18 protein-coding genes are annotated in these 17,331 nt (G+C 70.2%); all 18 read left to right on the top strand.

The window, feature by feature from the left end:
- The first annotated feature begins 58 nt into the window (after positions 1-58).
- The 18 genes from atpA (at position 59) to ASD35_RS02170 (ending at position 17,327) form a co-directional block, all read left to right on the top strand.
- Positions 59-1,612 (top strand): F0F1 ATP synthase subunit alpha, encoded by a 1,554-nt coding sequence (atpA, locus tag ASD35_RS02085; protein WP_056873238.1) that lies wholly within the window; start codon positions 59-61, stop codon positions 1,610-1,612.
- Between the two features lie 60 nt (positions 1,613-1,672).
- Entirely contained in the window at positions 1,673-2,545 is an 873-nt protein-coding gene (gene atpG, locus ASD35_RS02090) for a F0F1 ATP synthase subunit gamma (protein ID WP_056873239.1), read from the top strand.
- Between the two features lie 41 nt (positions 2,546-2,586).
- Positions 2,587-3,999 (top strand): F0F1 ATP synthase subunit beta, encoded by a 1,413-nt coding sequence (atpD, locus tag ASD35_RS02095; protein ID WP_056873240.1) that lies wholly within the window; start codon positions 2,587-2,589, stop codon positions 3,997-3,999.
- 133 nt (positions 4,000-4,132) lie between these two features.
- Complete coding sequence (locus tag ASD35_RS02100) at positions 4,133-4,549, top strand: F0F1 ATP synthase subunit epsilon (RefSeq protein WP_056873241.1); 417 nt, start codon at positions 4,133-4,135, stop codon at positions 4,547-4,549.
- Positions 4,550-4,612: 63 nt separating this feature from the next.
- A complete protein-coding gene (locus ASD35_RS02105; protein WP_056873242.1) occupies positions 4,613-5,410 on the top strand; it encodes a beta-ketoacyl synthase chain length factor in 798 nt (265 codons plus the stop codon).
- On the top strand, positions 5,394-6,200 hold the full coding sequence (locus ASD35_RS02110) for a 1-acyl-sn-glycerol-3-phosphate acyltransferase (protein WP_056873243.1): 807 nt from the start codon (positions 5,394-5,396) through the stop codon (positions 6,198-6,200). Before ASD35_RS02105 ends, ASD35_RS02110 begins: the two co-directional genes overlap by 17 nt.
- Complete coding sequence (locus ASD35_RS02115; RefSeq protein ID WP_056873244.1) at positions 6,178-6,444, top strand: phosphopantetheine-binding protein; 267 nt, start codon at positions 6,178-6,180, stop codon at positions 6,442-6,444. Before ASD35_RS02110 ends, ASD35_RS02115 begins: the two co-directional genes overlap by 23 nt.
- Before the next feature lie 18 nt (positions 6,445-6,462).
- Positions 6,463-6,756 carry an acyl carrier protein gene (locus tag ASD35_RS02120; protein WP_056873245.1) on the top strand — a complete coding sequence of 98 codons (294 nt, stop codon included), beginning with the start codon at positions 6,463-6,465 and terminating at the stop codon, positions 6,754-6,756.
- A gap of 28 nt (positions 6,757-6,784) precedes the next feature.
- Positions 6,785-7,327: a hypothetical protein gene (locus ASD35_RS02125; RefSeq protein ID WP_056873246.1), complete on the top strand. Its 543-nt coding sequence runs from the start codon at positions 6,785-6,787 to the stop codon at positions 7,325-7,327.
- The gene (locus ASD35_RS02130; protein WP_056873247.1) at positions 7,317-9,017 is read left to right on the top strand and encodes an AMP-binding protein; all 1,701 of its coding nucleotides are present in this window, start codon (positions 7,317-7,319) and stop codon (positions 9,015-9,017) included. Before ASD35_RS02125 ends, ASD35_RS02130 begins: the two co-directional genes overlap by 11 nt.
- Positions 9,018-9,088: 71 nt before the next feature.
- Positions 9,089-9,826: a glycosyltransferase family 2 protein gene (locus ASD35_RS02135; protein ID WP_056873408.1), complete on the top strand. Its 738-nt coding sequence runs from the start codon at positions 9,089-9,091 to the stop codon at positions 9,824-9,826.
- On the top strand, positions 9,823-10,761 hold the full coding sequence (locus ASD35_RS02140) for an acyltransferase (protein WP_056873248.1): 939 nt from the start codon (positions 9,823-9,825) through the stop codon (positions 10,759-10,761). The genes ASD35_RS02135 and ASD35_RS02140 overlap by 4 nt, the downstream gene beginning before the upstream one ends.
- Positions 10,751-12,286: a histidine ammonia-lyase gene (gene hutH / locus ASD35_RS02145; RefSeq protein WP_056873249.1), complete on the top strand. Its 1,536-nt coding sequence runs from the start codon at positions 10,751-10,753 to the stop codon at positions 12,284-12,286. The genes ASD35_RS02140 and hutH overlap by 11 nt, the downstream gene beginning before the upstream one ends.
- Complete coding sequence (locus tag ASD35_RS02150; protein WP_056873250.1) at positions 12,273-12,704, top strand: thioesterase family protein; 432 nt, start codon at positions 12,273-12,275, stop codon at positions 12,702-12,704. Before hutH ends, ASD35_RS02150 begins: the two co-directional genes overlap by 14 nt.
- Positions 12,701-13,288, top strand: a complete 588-nt coding sequence (locus ASD35_RS02155; protein ID WP_056873251.1) for an outer membrane lipoprotein carrier protein LolA — start codon at positions 12,701-12,703, stop codon at positions 13,286-13,288. The genes ASD35_RS02150 and ASD35_RS02155 overlap by 4 nt, the downstream gene beginning before the upstream one ends.
- Positions 13,281-15,578, top strand: a complete 2,298-nt coding sequence (locus tag ASD35_RS02160) for an MMPL family transporter (RefSeq protein ID WP_157275310.1) — start codon at positions 13,281-13,283, stop codon at positions 15,576-15,578. Before ASD35_RS02155 ends, ASD35_RS02160 begins: the two co-directional genes overlap by 8 nt.
- Positions 15,559-16,791, top strand: a complete 1,233-nt coding sequence (locus ASD35_RS02165) for an NAD(P)/FAD-dependent oxidoreductase (protein WP_056873253.1) — start codon at positions 15,559-15,561, stop codon at positions 16,789-16,791. Before ASD35_RS02160 ends, ASD35_RS02165 begins: the two co-directional genes overlap by 20 nt.
- Complete coding sequence (locus ASD35_RS02170) at positions 16,779-17,327, top strand: DUF3261 domain-containing protein (RefSeq protein WP_200955997.1); 549 nt, start codon at positions 16,779-16,781, stop codon at positions 17,325-17,327. Before ASD35_RS02165 ends, ASD35_RS02170 begins: the two co-directional genes overlap by 13 nt.
- Positions 17,328-17,331 lie beyond the last annotated feature (4 nt).

Consider the following 17,331-nt stretch of genomic DNA (forward strand, 5'->3'; position numbering starts at 1 on the left):
CTGCGACTGACCCGCCCCATGGCAACGGTCTGGCCGCTCCGGGTACTGGAGACCCAGCATGCAACTCAATCCCGCTGAAATTTCCGAACTGATCAAGAGCCGCATCGAGGGTCTTGGTGCCAGCTCGGACATCCGCAACCAGGGCACCGTCGTGTCCGTTTCCGACGGCATCGTCCGCGTCCACGGCCTGTCCGACGTGATGCAGGGCGAAATGCTCGAATTCCCGGTCGCCGCAGACGGTTCGCAGACCTTCGGCCTGGCGCTGAACCTCGAGCGCGACTCCGTCGGCGCCGTGATTCTGGGCGCCTACGAGCACATCTCGGAAGGCGACACCGTCAAGTGCACGGGCCGCATCCTGGAAGTGCCGGTCGGCCCCGAGCTGATCGGCCGCGTCGTCAATGCGCTGGGCGAGCCTATCGACGGCAAGGGCCCGATCAACGCCAAGATGACCGACGTCATCGAGAAGGTCGCCCCGGGCGTGATCGCGCGCAAGTCGGTTGACCAGCCCGTGCAGACCGGCCTGAAGTCCATCGACTCTATGGTCCCCGTCGGCCGCGGCCAGCGCGAACTGATCATTGGTGACCGTCAGACGGGCAAGACCGCCGTCGCCATCGACGCGATCATCAACCAGAAGGGTCAGAACATGACCTGCGTCTACGTCGCGATCGGCCAGAAGGCCTCGTCGATCAAGAACGTGGTGCGTGCTCTGGAGCAGGCCGGCGCGATGGAATACACCATCGTCGTGGCCGCCTCGGCGTCTGAGTCTGCAGCGATGCAATACGTGTCGGCCTACTCGGGCTGCACGATGGGCGAGTACTTCCGCGACCGCGGCCAGGACGCGCTGATCATTTACGACGACCTGTCCAAGCAGGCCGTCGCCTACCGCCAGGTCTCGCTGCTGCTGCGCCGCCCGCCGGGCCGCGAAGCCTACCCCGGCGACGTGTTCTATCTGCACAGCCGCCTGCTGGAGCGCGCCGCGCGCGTGAACGCCGACTACGTCGAGGCCTTCACCAAGGGTGAGGTCAAGGGCAAGACCGGTTCGCTGACGGCCCTGCCGATCATCGAAACGCAAGCCGGCGACGTGTCCGCCTTCGTGCCGACCAACGTGATCTCGATCACCGACGGCCAGATCTTCCTGGAAACGTCGCTGTTCAACGCCGGTATCCGCCCCGCCATCAACGCCGGTATCTCGGTGTCGCGCGTCGGTGGTGCTGCCCAGACCAAGCTGATCAAGTCGCTGTCCGGCGGTATCCGTACCGACCTGGCCCAGTACCGTGAGCTGGCCGCGTTCGCGCAGTTCGCTTCCGACCTGGACGAAGCCACCCGCAAGCAGCTGGACCGCGGCGCCCGCGTGACGGAACTGCTCAAGCAGGCCCAGTACTCGCCGCTGCCGATCTCGCTGATGGCCGCGTCGCTGTACGCCGCCAACAAGGGCTTCATGGACAGCATCGAAGTGAAGAAGGTCCTGTCCTTCGAGCACGGCCTGCACCAGTTCCTCAAGACCAGCCATGCCGCGCTGCTCGCCAAGCTGGAAGCGGACAAGGCGATGGACAAGGACGCTGAAGCCGAGCTGAACGCCGCGATCACTTCTTTCAAGAAGTCCTTCGCTTAAGCCACGGAACACGCGACGGCCGTGCCTCAAAACCCGGCCTCGCACTGACTAGGAGTTCGAATGGCTTCAAGCAAAGAAATCCGCGGCAAGATCAAGTCGGTCGAGAACACCAAGAAGATCACCAAGGCGATGGAGATGGTCGCCGCGTCCAAGATGCGCAAGGCGCAGGAGCGGATGCGGTCGGCTCGTCCCTACGCCGAGAAGATCGGCAGCATCGCCTCGGAGCTGGCCAAGGCCAACCCCGAGTACCGCCATCCCTTCCTCGTCAAGAACGAGCAGGCGAAGACGGTCGGCATGGTCGTCGTCACGACGGACAAGGGCCTGTGCGGTGGTCTCAACACCAACCTGCTGCGCGCGGCCACGGCCAAGCTCAAGGAAGTGGAAGCCAGCGGCCAGACCGCCGAGGTCGTCGCCATCGGCGGCAAGGGCCTGGGCTTCATGAACCGCATCGGCGCCAAGGTCGTGGCCCACGCCACGCAGTTGGGTGACCAGCCCCACATGGAAGCCTTGATCGGCCCCGTGAAGGTGCTGCTCGACGCCTACGCCGCCGGCAAGCTGTCCGCCGTCTACCTCTGCTACACGCAGTTCATCAACACGATGAAGCAAGAGGTCAAGGTCCACCAGCTGCTGCCCCTCAAGGCCAGCGACCTGGCGACGGAGAAGCCCGCGCACTCGTGGGACTACATCTACGAGCCGGATGCCGCCACCGTCATCGACGAGCTGCTGATGCGCTACTCGGAAGCCCTGGTCTTCCAGGCTGTCGCCGAGAACATGGCCAGCGAGCAGTCCGCCCGCATGGTGGCCATGAAGGCCGCGACCGACAACGCCGGCACGCTGATCGGCGAGCTGAAGCTGGTCTACAACAAGACTCGCCAGGCCGCGATCACCAAGGAACTCTCCGAGATCGTCAGCGGCGCTGCCGCGGTCGGTTGAGTCCATCGGCACGCAAAGATTTGAATTGAAGGAACGCAAAAATGGCTAACACTCAAGCAGTCGGCAAGATCGTTCAGTGCATCGGCGCCGTCGTGGACGTGGAGTTCCCGCGCGACGCGATGCCCAAGGTGTACGACGCGCTGAAGATGGACGGCTCGGCCCTGACGCTGGAAGTGCAGCAGCAGCTGGGCGACGGCGTGGTCCGCACCATCGCGCTGGGCTCGTCCGACGGCCTGCGCCGCGGCACCGAAGTCTTCAACACCGGCGACACCATCAAGGTGCCGGTCGGCAAGGCCACCCTCGGCCGCATCATGGACGTGCTGGGCAACCCCATCGACGAGCGTGGCCCGGTCTCTTCCGACCTGACCGCCTCCATCCACCGCGCGGCACCGGCCTACGACGAGCTGAGCCCGTCGCAGGACCTGCTGGAAACCGGCATCAAGGTGATCGACTTGATCTGCCCGTTCGCCAAGGGCGGCAAGGTGGGTCTGTTCGGCGGCGCCGGCGTCGGCAAGACCGTGAACATGATGGAGCTCATCAACAACATCGCCAAGGCGCACAGCGGTCTGTCCGTGTTCGCCGGCGTGGGTGAGCGCACCCGTGAGGGCAACGACTTCTATCACGAGATGTCGGACTCCGGCGTCGTCGTGCAGGAGAACCTGTCCGAGTCCAAGGTCGCCATGGTCTACGGCCAGATGAACGAGCCCCCGGGCAACCGTCTGCGCGTGGCGCTGACCGGCCTGACCATCGCCGAGTCCTTCCGCGACGAAGGTAAGGACGTGCTGTTCTTCGTGGACAACATCTACCGCTACACGCTGGCCGGTACCGAAGTGTCCGCACTGCTGGGCCGCATGCCTTCCGCCGTGGGCTACCAGCCGACGCTGGCCGAGGAAATGGGCCGCCTGCAGGAGCGCATCACGTCGACCAAGGTCGGCTCGATCACGTCCATCCAGGCCGTCTACGTCCCTGCGGACGACCTGACCGACCCGTCGCCCGCCACGACCTTCGCCCACTTGGACGCCACCGTCGTGCTGTCGCGTGACATCGCCTCGCTGGGCATCTACCCCGCCGTGGACCCGCTGGACTCCACCAGCCGCCAGATCGACCCCAACGTCGTCGGCGAAGAGCACTACACGACGACCCGTGCCGTGCAGCAGGTGCTGCAGCGCTACAAGGAACTGCGCGACATCATCGCCATCCTGGGTATGGACGAACTGTCGCCGGAAGACAAGCTGTCGGTGGCCCGCGCGCGCAAGATCCAGCGCTTCCTGTCGCAGCCCTTCCACGTCGCTGAAGTGTTCACCGGCACGCCGGGCAAGTACGTGCCGCTGAAGGAAACCATCCGCGGCTTCAAGATGATCGTCAACGGCGAGTGCGATCACCTGCCGGAGCAGGCCTTCTACATGGTCGGCACCATCGACGAAGCCTTCGAAAAAGCCAAGAAGATCCAGTAAGACTTCGCATACGGCGCGCTGGCGTCGTTGCCGTGCTCGCTGGACACGAGCCAGCTCCGCGCGGCGCCTAGCCAGCACACCGTCTGCTCGCTTACTGAACCTTCTTGATTCGCTTAGCTAAGGAAGATTGAACATGGCAACCCTCCACGTCGACGTGGTCTCCGCCGAAGAGCAGATCTTCTCCGGCGAGGCCAAGTTCGTCGCCCTGCCGGGCGAAGGTGGCGAACTCGGCATCCTGCCGAAGCACACGCCGCTGATCACCCGCATCAAGCCGGGCGCCGTGCGCATCGAACGGACCGATGGCACTGAAGAGTTCGTCTTCGTCGCCGGCGGCATCCTCGAGGTGCAGCCGCACCGCGTCACCGTGCTGGCCGACACCGCCATCCGCGGCAAGGACCTCGACGAAGCCAAGGCGGCCGACGCCATGAAGCGCGCCGAGGAAGCGAAGAAGAACGCCAAGAGCGACATCGACTTCGCCGCCGCACAGAGCGAGTTCGCCGCCATGGCGGCGCAGATCGCAGCGCTGCGCAAGTTCCGCGGCAAGCGCTGAGGACATTCCCGGCCCGCACCTCAAGCCCGCCTCCATGGCGGGTTTTCTGCTTCTGAAGTCCCGATGAGCCTGCCTGCCACCCAACCGCCCGCCGCGCCGGACGGCATCGTCCTGCGCGTCGACTGCTGGGCGGCGTGGGCGCCGGGCCTGGCCTCGCAGGACGACTGGCGCGCTTGGCTGCGTGCGCCGCAGCCGCTGCCCGCGGATGGCCCGGCCGCGCCGCCGCTGCCCGAGGTGCCGGCCATGGCGAGGCGCCGTATCGACCCGCTCGGCCGCGCCGCGCTGCAGGTGGCCTACTGGGCCCAGCAGGACGTCGACGCGGCGGCGCTGGCCACCATGCCGCTGGTGTTCGCGTCGCGCTGGGGCGAATTGGCGCGTTCGGTCGCCATGCTGCAGGAGCTGGCCCGCGGCGAAGCCCTGTCGCCCACCGCCTTCAGCCACTCGGTGCACAACGCCATCGGCGCGCAGTACTCCATCCAGCGCGGCATCACCGCCAATGTCAGCGCGGTGGCCGCCGCCGAGGTCAGCGCCGCAGCCGGCTGGCTGGAGGCCCAGGCGCTGCTCGCCGCCGGCGCGCCTGCCGTGCTGCTGACCGTCTTCGACGCGCCGCTGCCGTCGCTGTACGCCCACACAGGACTGGACGCCACCCTCGCCCCGCCGCACGCCTATGCGCTGCGCTTGCGCCTGGCCCGTGCCGGCGAGACGGGCGTGCTGCTGTCTCGCGAAGCGATGCTTGAGCAGCCGGCCGGCGCGCTGTCGCCGAACCTGCGGGTGCTGCAGTGGCTGCTCGACCCCGCCGCCGAACTGCACCAGCCTGACGGTGCCGCGGGCTGGCACTGGCGCCATGTCGTCGCGCGCTAGGCTGTCGTCGACCTGGTCCCGCGCCTGGCGCGTGCCGGCGACGGGCTTGAGCTTCGCCTGCTTCGGCCTGGGCGGCTTGCTGATGGGCGTGCTGCTGTTCCCGCTGATCAACCTGCTGGTGTGGGCGCCGGCGCGTCGCATCCGCTGGTCGCGCGCGCTGGTGGGCGCGAGCTTTCGCGGCTTCATCGGCCTGATGACGCTGCTGGGCCTGGTGCGCGTGCGCTGGACCGGTGCCGAGCGCCTGCAGCGCCGCGGCCTGCTGGTGCTGGCCAACCATCCGACGCTGATCGACGTCGTCGCGCTGATCGCCCGCACGCCCAATGCCGACTGCGTCGTGCGTGCCGGCCTGGGCGACAACCCCTTCACCTGGGGGCCCGTGCGGGCCTGCAACTACCTGCGCAACGACCGCGGCAGCGGCGTGTTGGAGGGTTTCCACGCCAGCCTCGGCGAGGGCAGCAATCTGGTGATTTTTCCCGAAGGCACGCGAAGTCAGCCCGGGCGGGCTTTGCAATTGCAGCGCGGTGCGGCCCAATTGGCGTTGCGCACCGGCGTGGCCATCACGCCGGTGCGCATCCGCTGTGAACCCCTGGGTTTGAGCAAGGGCTGGCCGTGGTGGAAAACCCACGACAGGCCGCTGCTGCTGAGCCTGGACGTGGGCGAGGACATCGCCGTGACACCCTTTCTAGAGGGTGCTCACGGAGAATTCCCGCTCGCTGCCAGGCGGCTCACGGGATACTTGAAAGACTATTTTTCGGAGGGGGAAGGCGATGGAACAGAGCCTGGAACTTGAAATCAAGACCTTGCTCATCGACGCCTTGAATCTCGAGGACATGAGCGCGGACGACATCGATGCCGAGCAGCCGCTCTTCGTCGAAGGCCTCGGCCTGGACTCCATCGATGCCCTCGAACTGGGCCTGGCGCTGCAGAAGCGCTATGGCGTGACGATGTCGGCCGATTCGGAGGAGACGCGCCGTCATTTCCGCTCGATCCGGGCATTGGCCGCTTTCGTGGCGGCGAGCCGCAAGGCCGCCTGAGCCGGCGGGAGTTACTTCATGACCGAACACGACATCTTCACGCGCCTGTCGGCCATCCTCGTCGAGACCTTCGACATCGAGCCGGAGCGCATCCGCCCGGAGGCGCGCCTGTACGACGACCTCGACATCGACTCCATCGACGCGGTGGACCTGATCGTCAAGCTCAAGCCGCTGGTCGGCAAGCGCCTGCAGCCCGAGGCCTTCAAGTCGGTGCGCACGCTGCAAGACGTGGTCAACGCGCTGATGGCCCTGCTGCAGCACGCCGAAGAACCCGCCGGGGAAGGCGAGGCCGCGCTGTCGCGCGCCGCCTGAACGTCCTTTTCCGCGTTCCTGTCTCCGCGTGCGCAACATCCTCTGGGTGGCGCTGACCGCCCTCTATCCCGTTCTCGTCTACCTGGGACTCGCGCATGCCGAGCCCCGGGTGTTGGCGCTTTTGCTGCTGGCGCTGGCGCTGGCGCGCTACCTCGCGTCGCGCAGCCGCCAGGCGCTGGCCGTCGCGCTGGCCGGGCTGGTGCTGGCCGCGCTGACGGCCTGGTCCAACCAGCTGCTGCCGCTGAAGATGTATCCGGTCGCGATGAATGTCGCGATGCTGGCGCTGTTCGGCGCCAGCCTGCTCAAGGGCCCCACCGTCGTCGAGCGCCTGGCGCGCCTGCACGACCCGGCGCTGGACGCCCACGGCGTCGCCTACACGCGCCGCGTCACGCAGGTCTGGTGCGGCTTCTTCATCGTCAACGGCAGCATCGGCCTGGCCACGGCGCTGTGGGCCAGCGAGCAGACCTGGGCGCTGTACAACGGCTTCATCACCTACGTGCTGATGGGCAGCCTGATGGGTGGTGAGTGGCTGGTGCGCCGCCGCGTGCGGGCTGGCAAGCATGTGGCGTGAACTCCAACTTGGCCTCGCCGGCGCATCGAGCCCGGCGCGCGCTGCGCGGCCCGTCGGCTGGCGTGCCGGCCGCGCGGTCATGCCGGCCGCGTTCATGGCGCAGGCAGCGGGCTGGTTCGCGCATTTCGAAGCCCTCGCCGCCGCCGACGTCGCGCTGTACTTCGAAGACACGCTGCAGGCCGCCGCCGCACTGTTCGGCGCCTGGCATGCGCGCAAGACCGTCTGGTGGCCGGGCGACGCACTGCCGGCCACGGCGCAGCGCCTGGCGGAGCAGGTCGGCGCCTTCGCCGGCGACTGGCCCGGCCGCGCCGATGCGACGGCCGCCGTGGCCGATGCCGCCGAGCCCGGCTGGCAGCCGCTCGACCCGCAGGCTCGCCAGCTCGTCGTCTTCACCTCCGGCAGCAGCGGCGAGCCCACGGCCATCTCCAAGCGGCTGCACCAGCTGTTCGACGAGGTGCGCGCGCTGGAGGCCGAGTTCGGCGCCCGCATCGACGACGCAACCATCCACGCCACCGTCAGCCACCAGCACATCTACGGCCTGCTGTTCCGCATCCTGTGGCCGCTGGCCGCCGGCCGGCCGCTGGCGGCCGAGCGCGTGGCCTATCTGGAAGACCTGCACGCCGCGCCTGGCCGCATCGCGCTGATCGCCAGCCCCGCGCACCTCAAGCGCCTGCAGCTGGCCAATACGGGCGACCTGCCCGAGCGCCTCGCCGCCGTGTTCAGCTCCGGCGGCCCGCTGCCCGCCGATGCGCTGCCGCCGTGCGCGGAACGCCTGGGCCAGACGCCCATCGAGATCTACGGCAGCAGCGAGACCGGCGGCGTGGCGTGGCGCCAGCGCCCGCCCGGCGCCGGCGATGCCGAACCCTGGCGCGCGATGCCCGGCGTCGAATGGCAGCTGGCCGACGGCCAGCTGCAGCTGCGCTCGGCCCACATCGGCAACCACACGGGCAGCGACTGGTACACCGCCGCCGACCACGCTCGCGCCGAAGGCCCCGGCTTCGTGCTGCTGGGCCGCGCGGACCGCATCGTCAAGATCGAAGAGAAGCGCGTGTCGCTGGCCGCCGTGGAGCAGGCGCTGCTGGACGGCGGCCAGGTCCGCGAAGCCCGCGCGCTGCTGCTGCCCGGCTCGCGCCAGGAGCTGGGCGTCGTGCTCGTGCCCACGCCCGAAGGCTGGGCGCGCGTCGACACCGAAGGCCGCGCCGCCTGGCTCGCGCCGCTGCGCGAGCGCCTGGCCGCGTTGCTGGAAGCCACCGTGCGCCCGCGGCGCTGGCGGCTGGTCAGCGACCTGCCTGCCAACACGCAGGGCAAGACCACGCAGGCCGCGTTGCAGGCGCTGTTCGACCCGCTGCGCCCGGCCGCCCGCGTGCTCAAGCGCGAGCCGCTGTCGGCCACGCTGCGCATCGACATCGAGGCGCGGTACCCGGGCTTCGACGGCCATTTCGAGAACCAGCCCGTGTTGCCCGGCGTCGTGCAGCTGGACTGGGCCGAGCGCTTCGCGCGCGAGCTGTTCGCGTTGCAGCCGGCGTTTGCCGGTCTGGAGCAGCTCAAGTTCCAGCAGGTCATCCGGCCTGGCAGCACCGTCGAGCTGACGTTGACCGTCAATGCCGACGGCAGCGAGCTGCGCTTCGCACTGGCCAGCGAGCGCGGCCCGCACGCCAGCGGCAAGCTGCGCTTTGGAGCGGCGGCGTGAGCGCCGCACGGCCGCCCGGAGGCGCTCGGCTCCCGCTTGGCGGGACGGCGCGGAGCGCGAAGGGTGCCCCCATCTCAGTCTGCGCCGTCATCCCCGTCTACAACCACGGCGGCACGGTCGGCGGCGTCGCTGCCCGGCTGCGAGCGCAAGGGCTGCCGGTGCTGCTGGTGGACGACGGCAGCGAGGCCGCCACCGCCGCGCAGCTCGACGCGCTGGCGCAGCAGGACGGCATCCACCTCGTGCGCCTGCCGCACAACCAGGGCAAGGGCGCGGCCGTCATCGCCGGCATGCGCGCCGCGGCGGGGCAGGGCTACACGCACAGCCTGCAGATCGACGCCGACGGCCAGCACGATGCGGGCGATGCCGCGCGCTTCGTCGCCGCCGCCGCGGCCCGGCCCGATGCGCTGATCTGCGGCTGCCCGATCTACGACGCCTCCGTGCCGCGCGCGCGGCTGTACGGCCGCTATGCGACGCACATCTGGGTCTGGATCAACACGCTGAGCTTCGCCGTGCGCGACTCGATGTGCGGCTTTCGCATCTACCCGCTGGCCGCCACGCTGCCGCTGCTGGCGCGTGCGTCGCTGGGCCGGCGCATGGACTTCGACACCGAGATCGCGGTGCGCATGGTCTGGGCCGGTGTGCCGGTCGTCAACCAACCGACGCGCGTTCACTACCCGGTCGGCGGCATCTCGCACTTCCGCATCTGGCGCGACAACGTGCTGATCTCGGCCATGCACACGCGGCTGTTCTTCGGCATGCTGTGGCGCAGCCCGCTGCTGCTGGCGCGCAAGCTGCGAGGCTCGGCATGACGGCTCGCGCGCAGCACTGGGCGTACCTGGGCGAGACCACCTTCGTCAGCGGCATCTGGCTGCTGTACGGCGTGCACAAGCTGTTCGGCCGGCGCCTGGTGCGCTGGTTGATGTCGCCGGTCGTGCTCGTGCACTGGCTCACGCGGCCGGCGCTGCGCGGCGCCTCGCTGGCCTACCTGCGCCACCTGCACCGCGCCGAGCCCGGCGTGTTCCCGCGCGAGCCCGGCTGGCGCGAGGGCCTGCGCCATGTCGCCTGCTTCGCCGAGACCATGCTCGACAAGCTGCTCGCCATGGCCGGCCGCTATCCCGTCGAGGCGGTGCGCGAGCAGGACTTCTCCGTCGTCGACGCCATGCTGTCCCAGGACCGTGGCGGCATCTTCATCACCGCGCACATGGGCTGTCTGGAGCTGTGCCGCATGATCGGCAAGGCCAAGCATGGCCTGAAGCTGACGGTGCTGGTGCACACCCGCCATGCCCAGGCCTTCAACCGCATCCTCCAGCGGCTGGACCCGGCCTCCGCCGTCAACCTGCTGGAGGTCACCGACTTCGGCCCGGGCATGGCCCTGCAGCTCAAGGGCCTGGTGGACGCCGGCGGCTGGGTGGCCATCGCCGGCGACCGCGTGCCCATCCATTCCGCGCAGACAACCACCGTCGACTTCCTCGGCGCGCCCGCGCCGCTGCCCGTGGGCGCCTATGTGCTCGCGAGCGTGCTGCAGTGCCCGCTGGTGCTGCTGACTTGCCTGCACCGGGGCGCCGGCTACGAGATCCGCTTCGAGCTGCTGGCCGAGCGCGTGCTGCTGCCGCGCGCCCAGCGGCACGAGAGGCTGGCCCAATACGCCCAGGCCTACGCGCGCATCCTGCAGCGTCGCCTGCGCGAATCGCCTTATGACTGGTTCAACTTCTACGCCTTCTGGGACAGCCCGCATGCCGTCTGACATCTTCTTTGACGGCCGCCCGCTGAGCCTGGACGACATCGCCGCTCTCGCGCGCCGCGAGGCCGTGGCCCGCCTGGGCGACGCGCCCGACTTTGTGCGCCGCATCGACGCCGGCGCCGAGTTCATCGCCCGCCTGCTGGCCGAGGACGGCGTCGTCTACGGCGTCACCACCGGCTACGGCGACTCCTGCACGGTCAGCATCCCGCCCGCGCTCGTCGCCGAGCTGCCGCGCCATCTCTACACCTACCACGGCATCGGCGCCGGCCCCATGCTGGCACCCGAGCAGGTGAGGGCGGTGCTGGCGGTGCGGCTGCAGTCGCTGGCGCAGGGCGTGTCGGGCGTGAGCTACGCGCTGCTCGAGCAACTCGCCGCGCTGCTGCGGCACGACATCCTGCCGCTGATCCCCAGCGAAGGCTCGGTTGGCGCGAGCGGCGACCTGACGCCGCTGAGCTACGTGGCCGCCGTGCTGTGCGGCGAGCGCGACGTGTGGTTCCAGGGCCGGCAGATGCCCGCGGCCGAGGCGCTCGCGGCCGTGGGCCTGAAGCCGCACGTGCTGCGGCCCAAGGAAGGCCTGGCCATCATGAACGGCACGGCCGTCATGACCGCGCTGGCCTGCCTGGCATTCCAGCGCGCCGAAAGGCTGGCGCTGCTGGCCACGCGCATCACCGCCGCCAACGTCGTGGCCAGTGCCGGCAATGCACACCACTTCGACGAGCGCCTGTTCGCCGTCAAGCCGCACGCCGGCCAGCAGCGCGTCGCCGCACGGCTGCGCGCGGACCTCGCCAGTGATCGACCGAGCCGCAACGAGCAACGCCTGCAGGACCGCTACTCGCTGCGCTGCGCGCCCCATGTCATCGGCGTGCTGGAAGACGCGTTGCCCTGGCTGCGCCAGCTCATCGAGAACGAGCTGAACAGCGCCAACGACAACCCGCTCGTCGACGCCGAGGAAGAGCGCGTGCTGCACGGCGGCCACTTCTACGGCGGCCACATTGCGATGGCGATGGACACGCTGAAGACGGCGGTCGCCAATGTCGCCGACCTGCTGGACCGCCAGCTCGCGCTGCTGGTGGACACGCGCTTCAACCACGGCCTGCCGTCCAACCTGAGCGGTGCTGTGGGTGAGCGCGCGGCGATCAACCACGGCCTGAAGGCGCTGCAGATCAGCGTCTCTGCGTGGACGGCCGAGGCCCTGAAGCAGACCATGCCGGCCTCGGTCTTCAGCCGCAGCACCGAGTGCCACAACCAGGACAAGGTCAGCATGGGCAGCATCGCCGCGCGCGATGCGCTGCGCGTGCTGGACTTGAGCGAGCAGGTCGTCGCCGGCCTGCTCATCAGCGCCCGCCAGGGCCTGGGCTTGCGCCAGCGCCTGGGTGGCCTGCAGCTGAGCCCGTCGCTGTCCGCCTGGTACGAGCAGCTCTGCGCGCGCCTGCCACTCATCGACGAAGACCGCGCGCTGGACGCCGAGCTGCAGATGCTGCTGCGCGACATCCGCGACCCGCACGGAGCCCTGCATGCGCCCGCCTGAAGACCCGCGCCTGGCGCACGAGATCGAGATCACGCCGGCCTTCCACGATCTCGACCCGATGGAGATCGTCTGGCACGGCCGCTACGTGCAGTACCTGGAGCAGGCGCGCTGCGCGCTGCTGCGGCGCTTCAACTACGACTACCCGGCGATGCGCGCCAGCGGCTATGCCTGGCCCATCATCCACCTGCAGCTGAAGTACGTGCGCTCCGCCGAGTACGGCATGCGCCTGGGCGTGCGCGCCTGCATCACCGAGTGGGAGCACCGCCTGCGCATCGACTACACGGTGCGCGACCTCGCCACCGGTGTGCGCCTGACCAAGGCCCACACGCTGCAGGTGGCCGTGGACACGCGCACCAAGGAAATGCTGTTCGCCAGCCCGCCCGTCCTGTTCGAACGCCTGGGCATCCCTCTGCCATGAAGCGCCGCCTCTTCCTCCTCGCCGCCGTCCCGCTGCCCGCGCTGGCCGATGCCATCGCGCAGATCCAGCAGCGTCTCGTCAGCGGGCCGGTGCAGCGCGGCCGCTTCGAGCAGGACAAGGTGCTCGCCGGCTTCGCCAAGCCGTTGAAGAGCCAGGGCGACTACCTGCTGGTGCGCGGCAAGGGCCTGATCTGGCGCACGACCGCGCCGTTCGCGAGCCAGCTGGTGCTGACGCGCGACCGCATCGCCGGCGCCGGTGGTCTGCAGCTGGATGCCAGCAAGGAGCCCGGCATCCGCGTCGTCACCAGCTTGATGCTGTCGCTGCTGGATGGCGACCTCGGTGCGCTGCAGCAGGCCTTCGACGTGCAGGCCAGCGTTCAGGGCGAGAAAGCCTGGCGCGCGGCGCTGAGACCGAAGGCCACCGCGCTGGCGCAGCTTTTCAGTCGCATCGAGCTGGAGGGCGACCGCCAGCTGCGCCGCATCGTCATGACCGAAGCGCAGGGCGACACGACGACGCTGCGCTTCGACGAGCAGCCGCGCGACCCCGCCGCGCCGAGCGCCGACGAGGCGAAACAGCTTGGTTGATCGCCCGCGCAAATTGGCGCCCTGGCTGTGGGCGCTGGCGCTGCTGCTGACGGCCGCAGCCCTGACGCTGGCTGCCGTCACCGGCCGCGTGCGCATCAACACCGACGTGCTGGCCATGCTGCCCAAGGACGAGCGCCGGCCCGAGGTGGAGCAGGCGCTGGCGGCGCTGGCCAAGGCGGGCGAGGGCCGCGTCATCGTGCTGCTGCGCGCCCAGGCCGACAGCGAGGCGGCGATGGACCGATTCATCGCCCGGCTGCAGGCCGATGCGCCCGGCCTCGCCGTGCGTCATCGGGTGTCCGACGCGCAGCAGGCCGACTGGCTGGGCTTCTTCGCCCCGCAGCGCGGTGCGCTGTTGACCGACGCGCAGCGCGCCCAGCTGCAAGCCGCCGCGCCCGAGCCGCTCGCGCAGCAGGCGCTGCAAGGGCTGATGCAGCCCATGGGACTGCCGCGCGTGGGCCGCTGGATCGACGACCCCTTCAACACGCTGGGCACCTGGCTGGCCGAACGCGCGCAGGGCAGCAAGGTGCGCGCCCTCGGCGGCCGCCTGCGCCTGGCCGATGCGCAGGGCGACTGGATGCTGGCGCTGATCGACAGCGGCGCCAGCGCGTTTGCGTTGAAGGACAACGAACGCATCGCCGGCGCGCTGGCCCATGCCCGCGCCGCCGTGCCGGAGGCGCAGGTGCTGGCCGCCGGCGTGCCGCTGCATGCGCACGCCGCCGCCACGCAGGCGCAGCGCGAGATGCACGTCATCGGCGCCGGCTCGCTGGTCGGCGTGTTCGCGCTGAGCTGGCTGGCATTCGCGCGCATCCGGCCGCGGCTGCTGGTGCTGCTGTCGGTGGGCAGCGGCCTGCTGGTCGCGATCGCGGCCACGCTGGCCGTGTTCGGCGAGCTGCACCTCATCACGCTGGTGTTCGGCGCCAGCCTGGTCGGCGTGGCCGAGAACTACGCGAGCAGCCACTACGCCAGCCGCATCGGCCAGCCGCCCGCGGCCCGCTTCGCCTTGATGCGCGAGCAGCTGCCGACGATGGTGCTGGCGCTCAGCACCACGCTGGCCGGCTATGCGCTGCTGGCGACCACGCCGTTCCCCGGCCTGCAGCAGGTGGCGCTGTTCTCGGCCGCGGGCCTCACCGCCGCCTTCGTCAGCACCTGGCTGTGGTTCCCGCACCTGGACGCCGGCAGCGTGCCCGAGCGGCCGCTGACGCGTGCGCTGGGCCGGGCCTGGCAGCGCTGGCCGCAGCTCGGCCGCCGCAGCGGCGCCATCACTGGCCTGGCCGTCGCCGTCGTGCTGGCCGCTGCCGCATGGCGCGGGCGGGCCAACGACGACATCCGCCTGCTGCAGAACACGCCGCCCGCGCTGATGCAGGACCAGATCGACATCGGCCGCCGCCTGGACCTGCCCAGCCCGGCGCAGTTCTTCCTGCTTAGTGCCGCCAGCGAGGCCCAGCTGCTGGCGCGCGAGGAGGCGTTGAAGGCGCGGCTGGCCGTTATGAATGGCGTCGCCGGCTGGCAGGCCGTGTCCGACTGGGTGCCGTCGCCCACGCGGCAGTTGGAGGACGCGAAGCTGGTGGCGGGCCGCTGGGCCGAGGCCGCGCCGCTCGTCGCCGCGCAGCTGGGCCAGCCCGTGCCGCAGCGCGAGGCCGTCGCCCCACCGCTGCTGACGGTGGACGCCTGGCGCGCCGCGCCCGTCAGCGAGGCCGCGCGCCACCAGTGGCTGGGCCGCGGCGCGGACGGCCAGTGGCACAGCGTGCTGATGCTGCGCGGCGTGTCGCGCGACGCGCTGCCGCAGCTCGCCGCACTGGCCGACGACACCGCCGTGCGCTGGGTCGACAAGGTCGCCGACGTGTCCGAGCTGCTGGCCCGCCAACGCGTGCGCATGCTGGGCGTGCTGGCCATCGCCGTCGTGGCCGTGGCCGCGCTGCTGGCCTGGCGGCTGCGCGCCGCGTGGTGGCGCGCGCTCGTGCCCACGCTGCTGGCCGGCGCGCTCGCGCTGGCGGCCACCGCGCTGGCCGGTCAGCCCTGGCAGCTCTTCCATGTGTTGGCGCTGCTGCTGCTGCTGGGCGTGGGCGTGGACTACGGCATCTTCCTGCTCGCACAGCCGAGCCGGCGCGACCTGCGCGGCTTCGTCTCCATCACACTGGCGGCCGCCAGCACCTGGCTGGCCTTCGGGCTGCTGGCGCTGTCGGGCACGCCGGCGCTGCGTGCCTTCGGCTTCACCCTCGGCCTGGGCATCGCCCTGGCCTGGTTCCTCACCCCCTTCTTCGTCCCCGACCATGACCCTCCAAACCACTGACGTCTGCATCATCGGCGCTGGCCCCGCAGGCGCCGTTGCCGCAGGGCTGCTGCGTCGCCAGGGCCTGGCGGTGACGGTGCTGGAGCGCCAGGCCTTCCCGCGCTTCTCCATCGGCGAGAGCCTGCTGCCGCAGTCCATGGCCTTCATCGAGAAGGCCGGCTTCCTGCAGGACGTCGTCGAGGCGGGCTTCCAGTACAAGAACGGCGCGGCCTTCTGCCGTGGCGACAAGCGCACGGCCTTCGACTTCCGCGACAAGTTCACCGACGGCTGGGCCACCACCTACCAGGTGCAGCGCGCCCACTTCGACCAGGTGCTGGCCAATGGCGCCGCCAAGGCGGGCGCCGACGTGCGCTACCGCCATGAGGTGACGGCCGTCCGCGTGGCCCCAAGCCAGCGCCCGCAGCTGGACGTGCAGCCGCTGGACGGCGGTGCGCCGTACACCGTCGAGGCCGGCCACCTGCTGGACGCCAGCGGCTTCGGCCGCACGCTGCCGCGCCTGCTCGACCTGGAGTCGCCGTCGGCCTTTCCCGTGCGCGCAGCCACCTTCACGCATGTGCAGGACCGCATCAGCGACCCGAGCTTCGACCGCAGCAAGATCCTCGTCACCGTGCATCCGCAAGACGTGGACGTGTGGTTCTGGACCATCCCGTTCAGCAACGGCCGCTGCTCACTGGGCGTCGTCGCGCGGGCCGAATACTTCGAGCGTTTCCCCGAAGACCCGACCGAGCGGCTCAAGGCCGTCGTCGCCGAGACGCCGTCGCTCGCCACGCTGCTGCAGGACGCGGTGTGGGACACGCCTGCCAACAGGTTGCAGGGTTATGCCGCCAACGTGAAATCGCTGTGGGGCCCGGGCTATGCGCTGCTGGGCAATGCCGGCGAGTTCCTCGACCCGGTGTTCTCCAGCGGCGTGACCATCGCCGTGAAGTCCGCCGACCTGGCCGTGACCGCGCTGCTGCGCGAGCGGGCCGGCGAGGCGGTGGACTGGGAGGCCGACTACGCCAGGCCGCTGCGCGCGGGCGTGGATGCCTTCCGCGCGTTCGTTGAGAGCTGGTACCGCGGCGGCTTCCAGGACGTCATCTTCCACGAGCACCCGAACCCCGACATCCGCCGCATGATCTCGTCCATCCTGGCCGGCTATGCCTGGGACCTCAGCAACCCCTACGTCGCGCATCCCGAGCGCATGCGCACGCTGGAGCAGTTGTGCGCCCCCTGATGCTGCTTGCCGGGCTGCTGTTGGCAGCCTGCCAGACGCTGCCGCCGCCGGCCATGCTGCCGGCGTTGCAGCTGGCGCCCGCGGCATTTGGTGCCAATCTGCAGCTTGCGCAGCGGCTGACGGTGACCGAAGCGCCGGACGACCCGGGCGGCGCCGTCACCGAACGCCAGCTCGACACGCTGCTGCAGGTCGATGCCAGCCAGCTGCAGCTGGCCGGCCTGGCGCTGGGCCAACGCGTGCTGACGCTGCGCTGGGACGGCCGCGATCTGGCCGTGCAACGCCACCCCATGCTGCCGGCCGCCGTCGACCCGGCACGCGTGCTGCGCGACATCGCGCTGGTCTTCGCGCCGCTGCCGGCCTTGCAGGCCGCGCTGCCGGACGGCTGGACGCTGGATGAAGCCAGGAACGAGCGCACGCTGCGCCAGGCCGGCGAGCCGCGCCTGACCGTGCGCTACCTGGACGGCCGGGCGCGGGTCGAGATCGACAATCGCGCCGAGCGCTACCAACTGCGCATCGAATCGCGCCCGCTTGAGTGAAGGC

The sequence above is a fragment of the Pelomonas sp. Root1444 genome (assembly GCF_001426885.1).
In the GTDB taxonomy this organism is placed as follows: Bacteria; Pseudomonadota; Gammaproteobacteria; order Burkholderiales; family Burkholderiaceae_C; genus Pelomonas.

Bases quoted from the DNA above. Each gene is read 5' to 3' on its own strand.
- atpA (WP_056873238.1), top strand. From the start codon at position 59: ATGCAACTCAATCCCGCTGAAATTTCCGAACTGATCAAGAGCCGCATC.
- atpG (WP_056873239.1), top strand. From the start codon at position 1,673: ATGGCTTCAAGCAAAGAAATCCGCGGCAAGATCAAGTCGGTCGAGAAC.
- atpD (WP_056873240.1), top strand. From the start codon at position 2,587: ATGGCTAACACTCAAGCAGTCGGCAAGATCGTTCAGTGCATCGGCGCC.
- ASD35_RS02100 (WP_056873241.1), top strand. From the start codon at position 4,133: ATGGCAACCCTCCACGTCGACGTGGTCTCCGCCGAAGAGCAGATCTTC.
- ASD35_RS02105 (WP_056873242.1), top strand. From the start codon at position 4,613: ATGAGCCTGCCTGCCACCCAACCGCCCGCCGCGCCGGACGGCATCGTC.
- ASD35_RS02110 (WP_056873243.1), top strand. From the start codon at position 5,394: ATGTCGTCGCGCGCTAGGCTGTCGTCGACCTGGTCCCGCGCCTGGCGC.
- ASD35_RS02115 (WP_056873244.1), top strand. From the start codon at position 6,178: ATGGAACAGAGCCTGGAACTTGAAATCAAGACCTTGCTCATCGACGCC.
- ASD35_RS02120 (WP_056873245.1), top strand. From the start codon at position 6,463: ATGACCGAACACGACATCTTCACGCGCCTGTCGGCCATCCTCGTCGAG.
- ASD35_RS02130 (WP_056873247.1), top strand. From the start codon at position 7,317: ATGTGGCGTGAACTCCAACTTGGCCTCGCCGGCGCATCGAGCCCGGCG.
- ASD35_RS02140 (WP_056873248.1), top strand. From the start codon at position 9,823: ATGACGGCTCGCGCGCAGCACTGGGCGTACCTGGGCGAGACCACCTTC.
- hutH (WP_056873249.1), top strand. From the start codon at position 10,751: ATGCCGTCTGACATCTTCTTTGACGGCCGCCCGCTGAGCCTGGACGAC.
- ASD35_RS02150 (WP_056873250.1), top strand. From the start codon at position 12,273: ATGCGCCCGCCTGAAGACCCGCGCCTGGCGCACGAGATCGAGATCACG.
- ASD35_RS02155 (WP_056873251.1), top strand. From the start codon at position 12,701: ATGAAGCGCCGCCTCTTCCTCCTCGCCGCCGTCCCGCTGCCCGCGCTG.
- ASD35_RS02165 (WP_056873253.1), top strand. From the start codon at position 15,559: ATGACCCTCCAAACCACTGACGTCTGCATCATCGGCGCTGGCCCCGCA.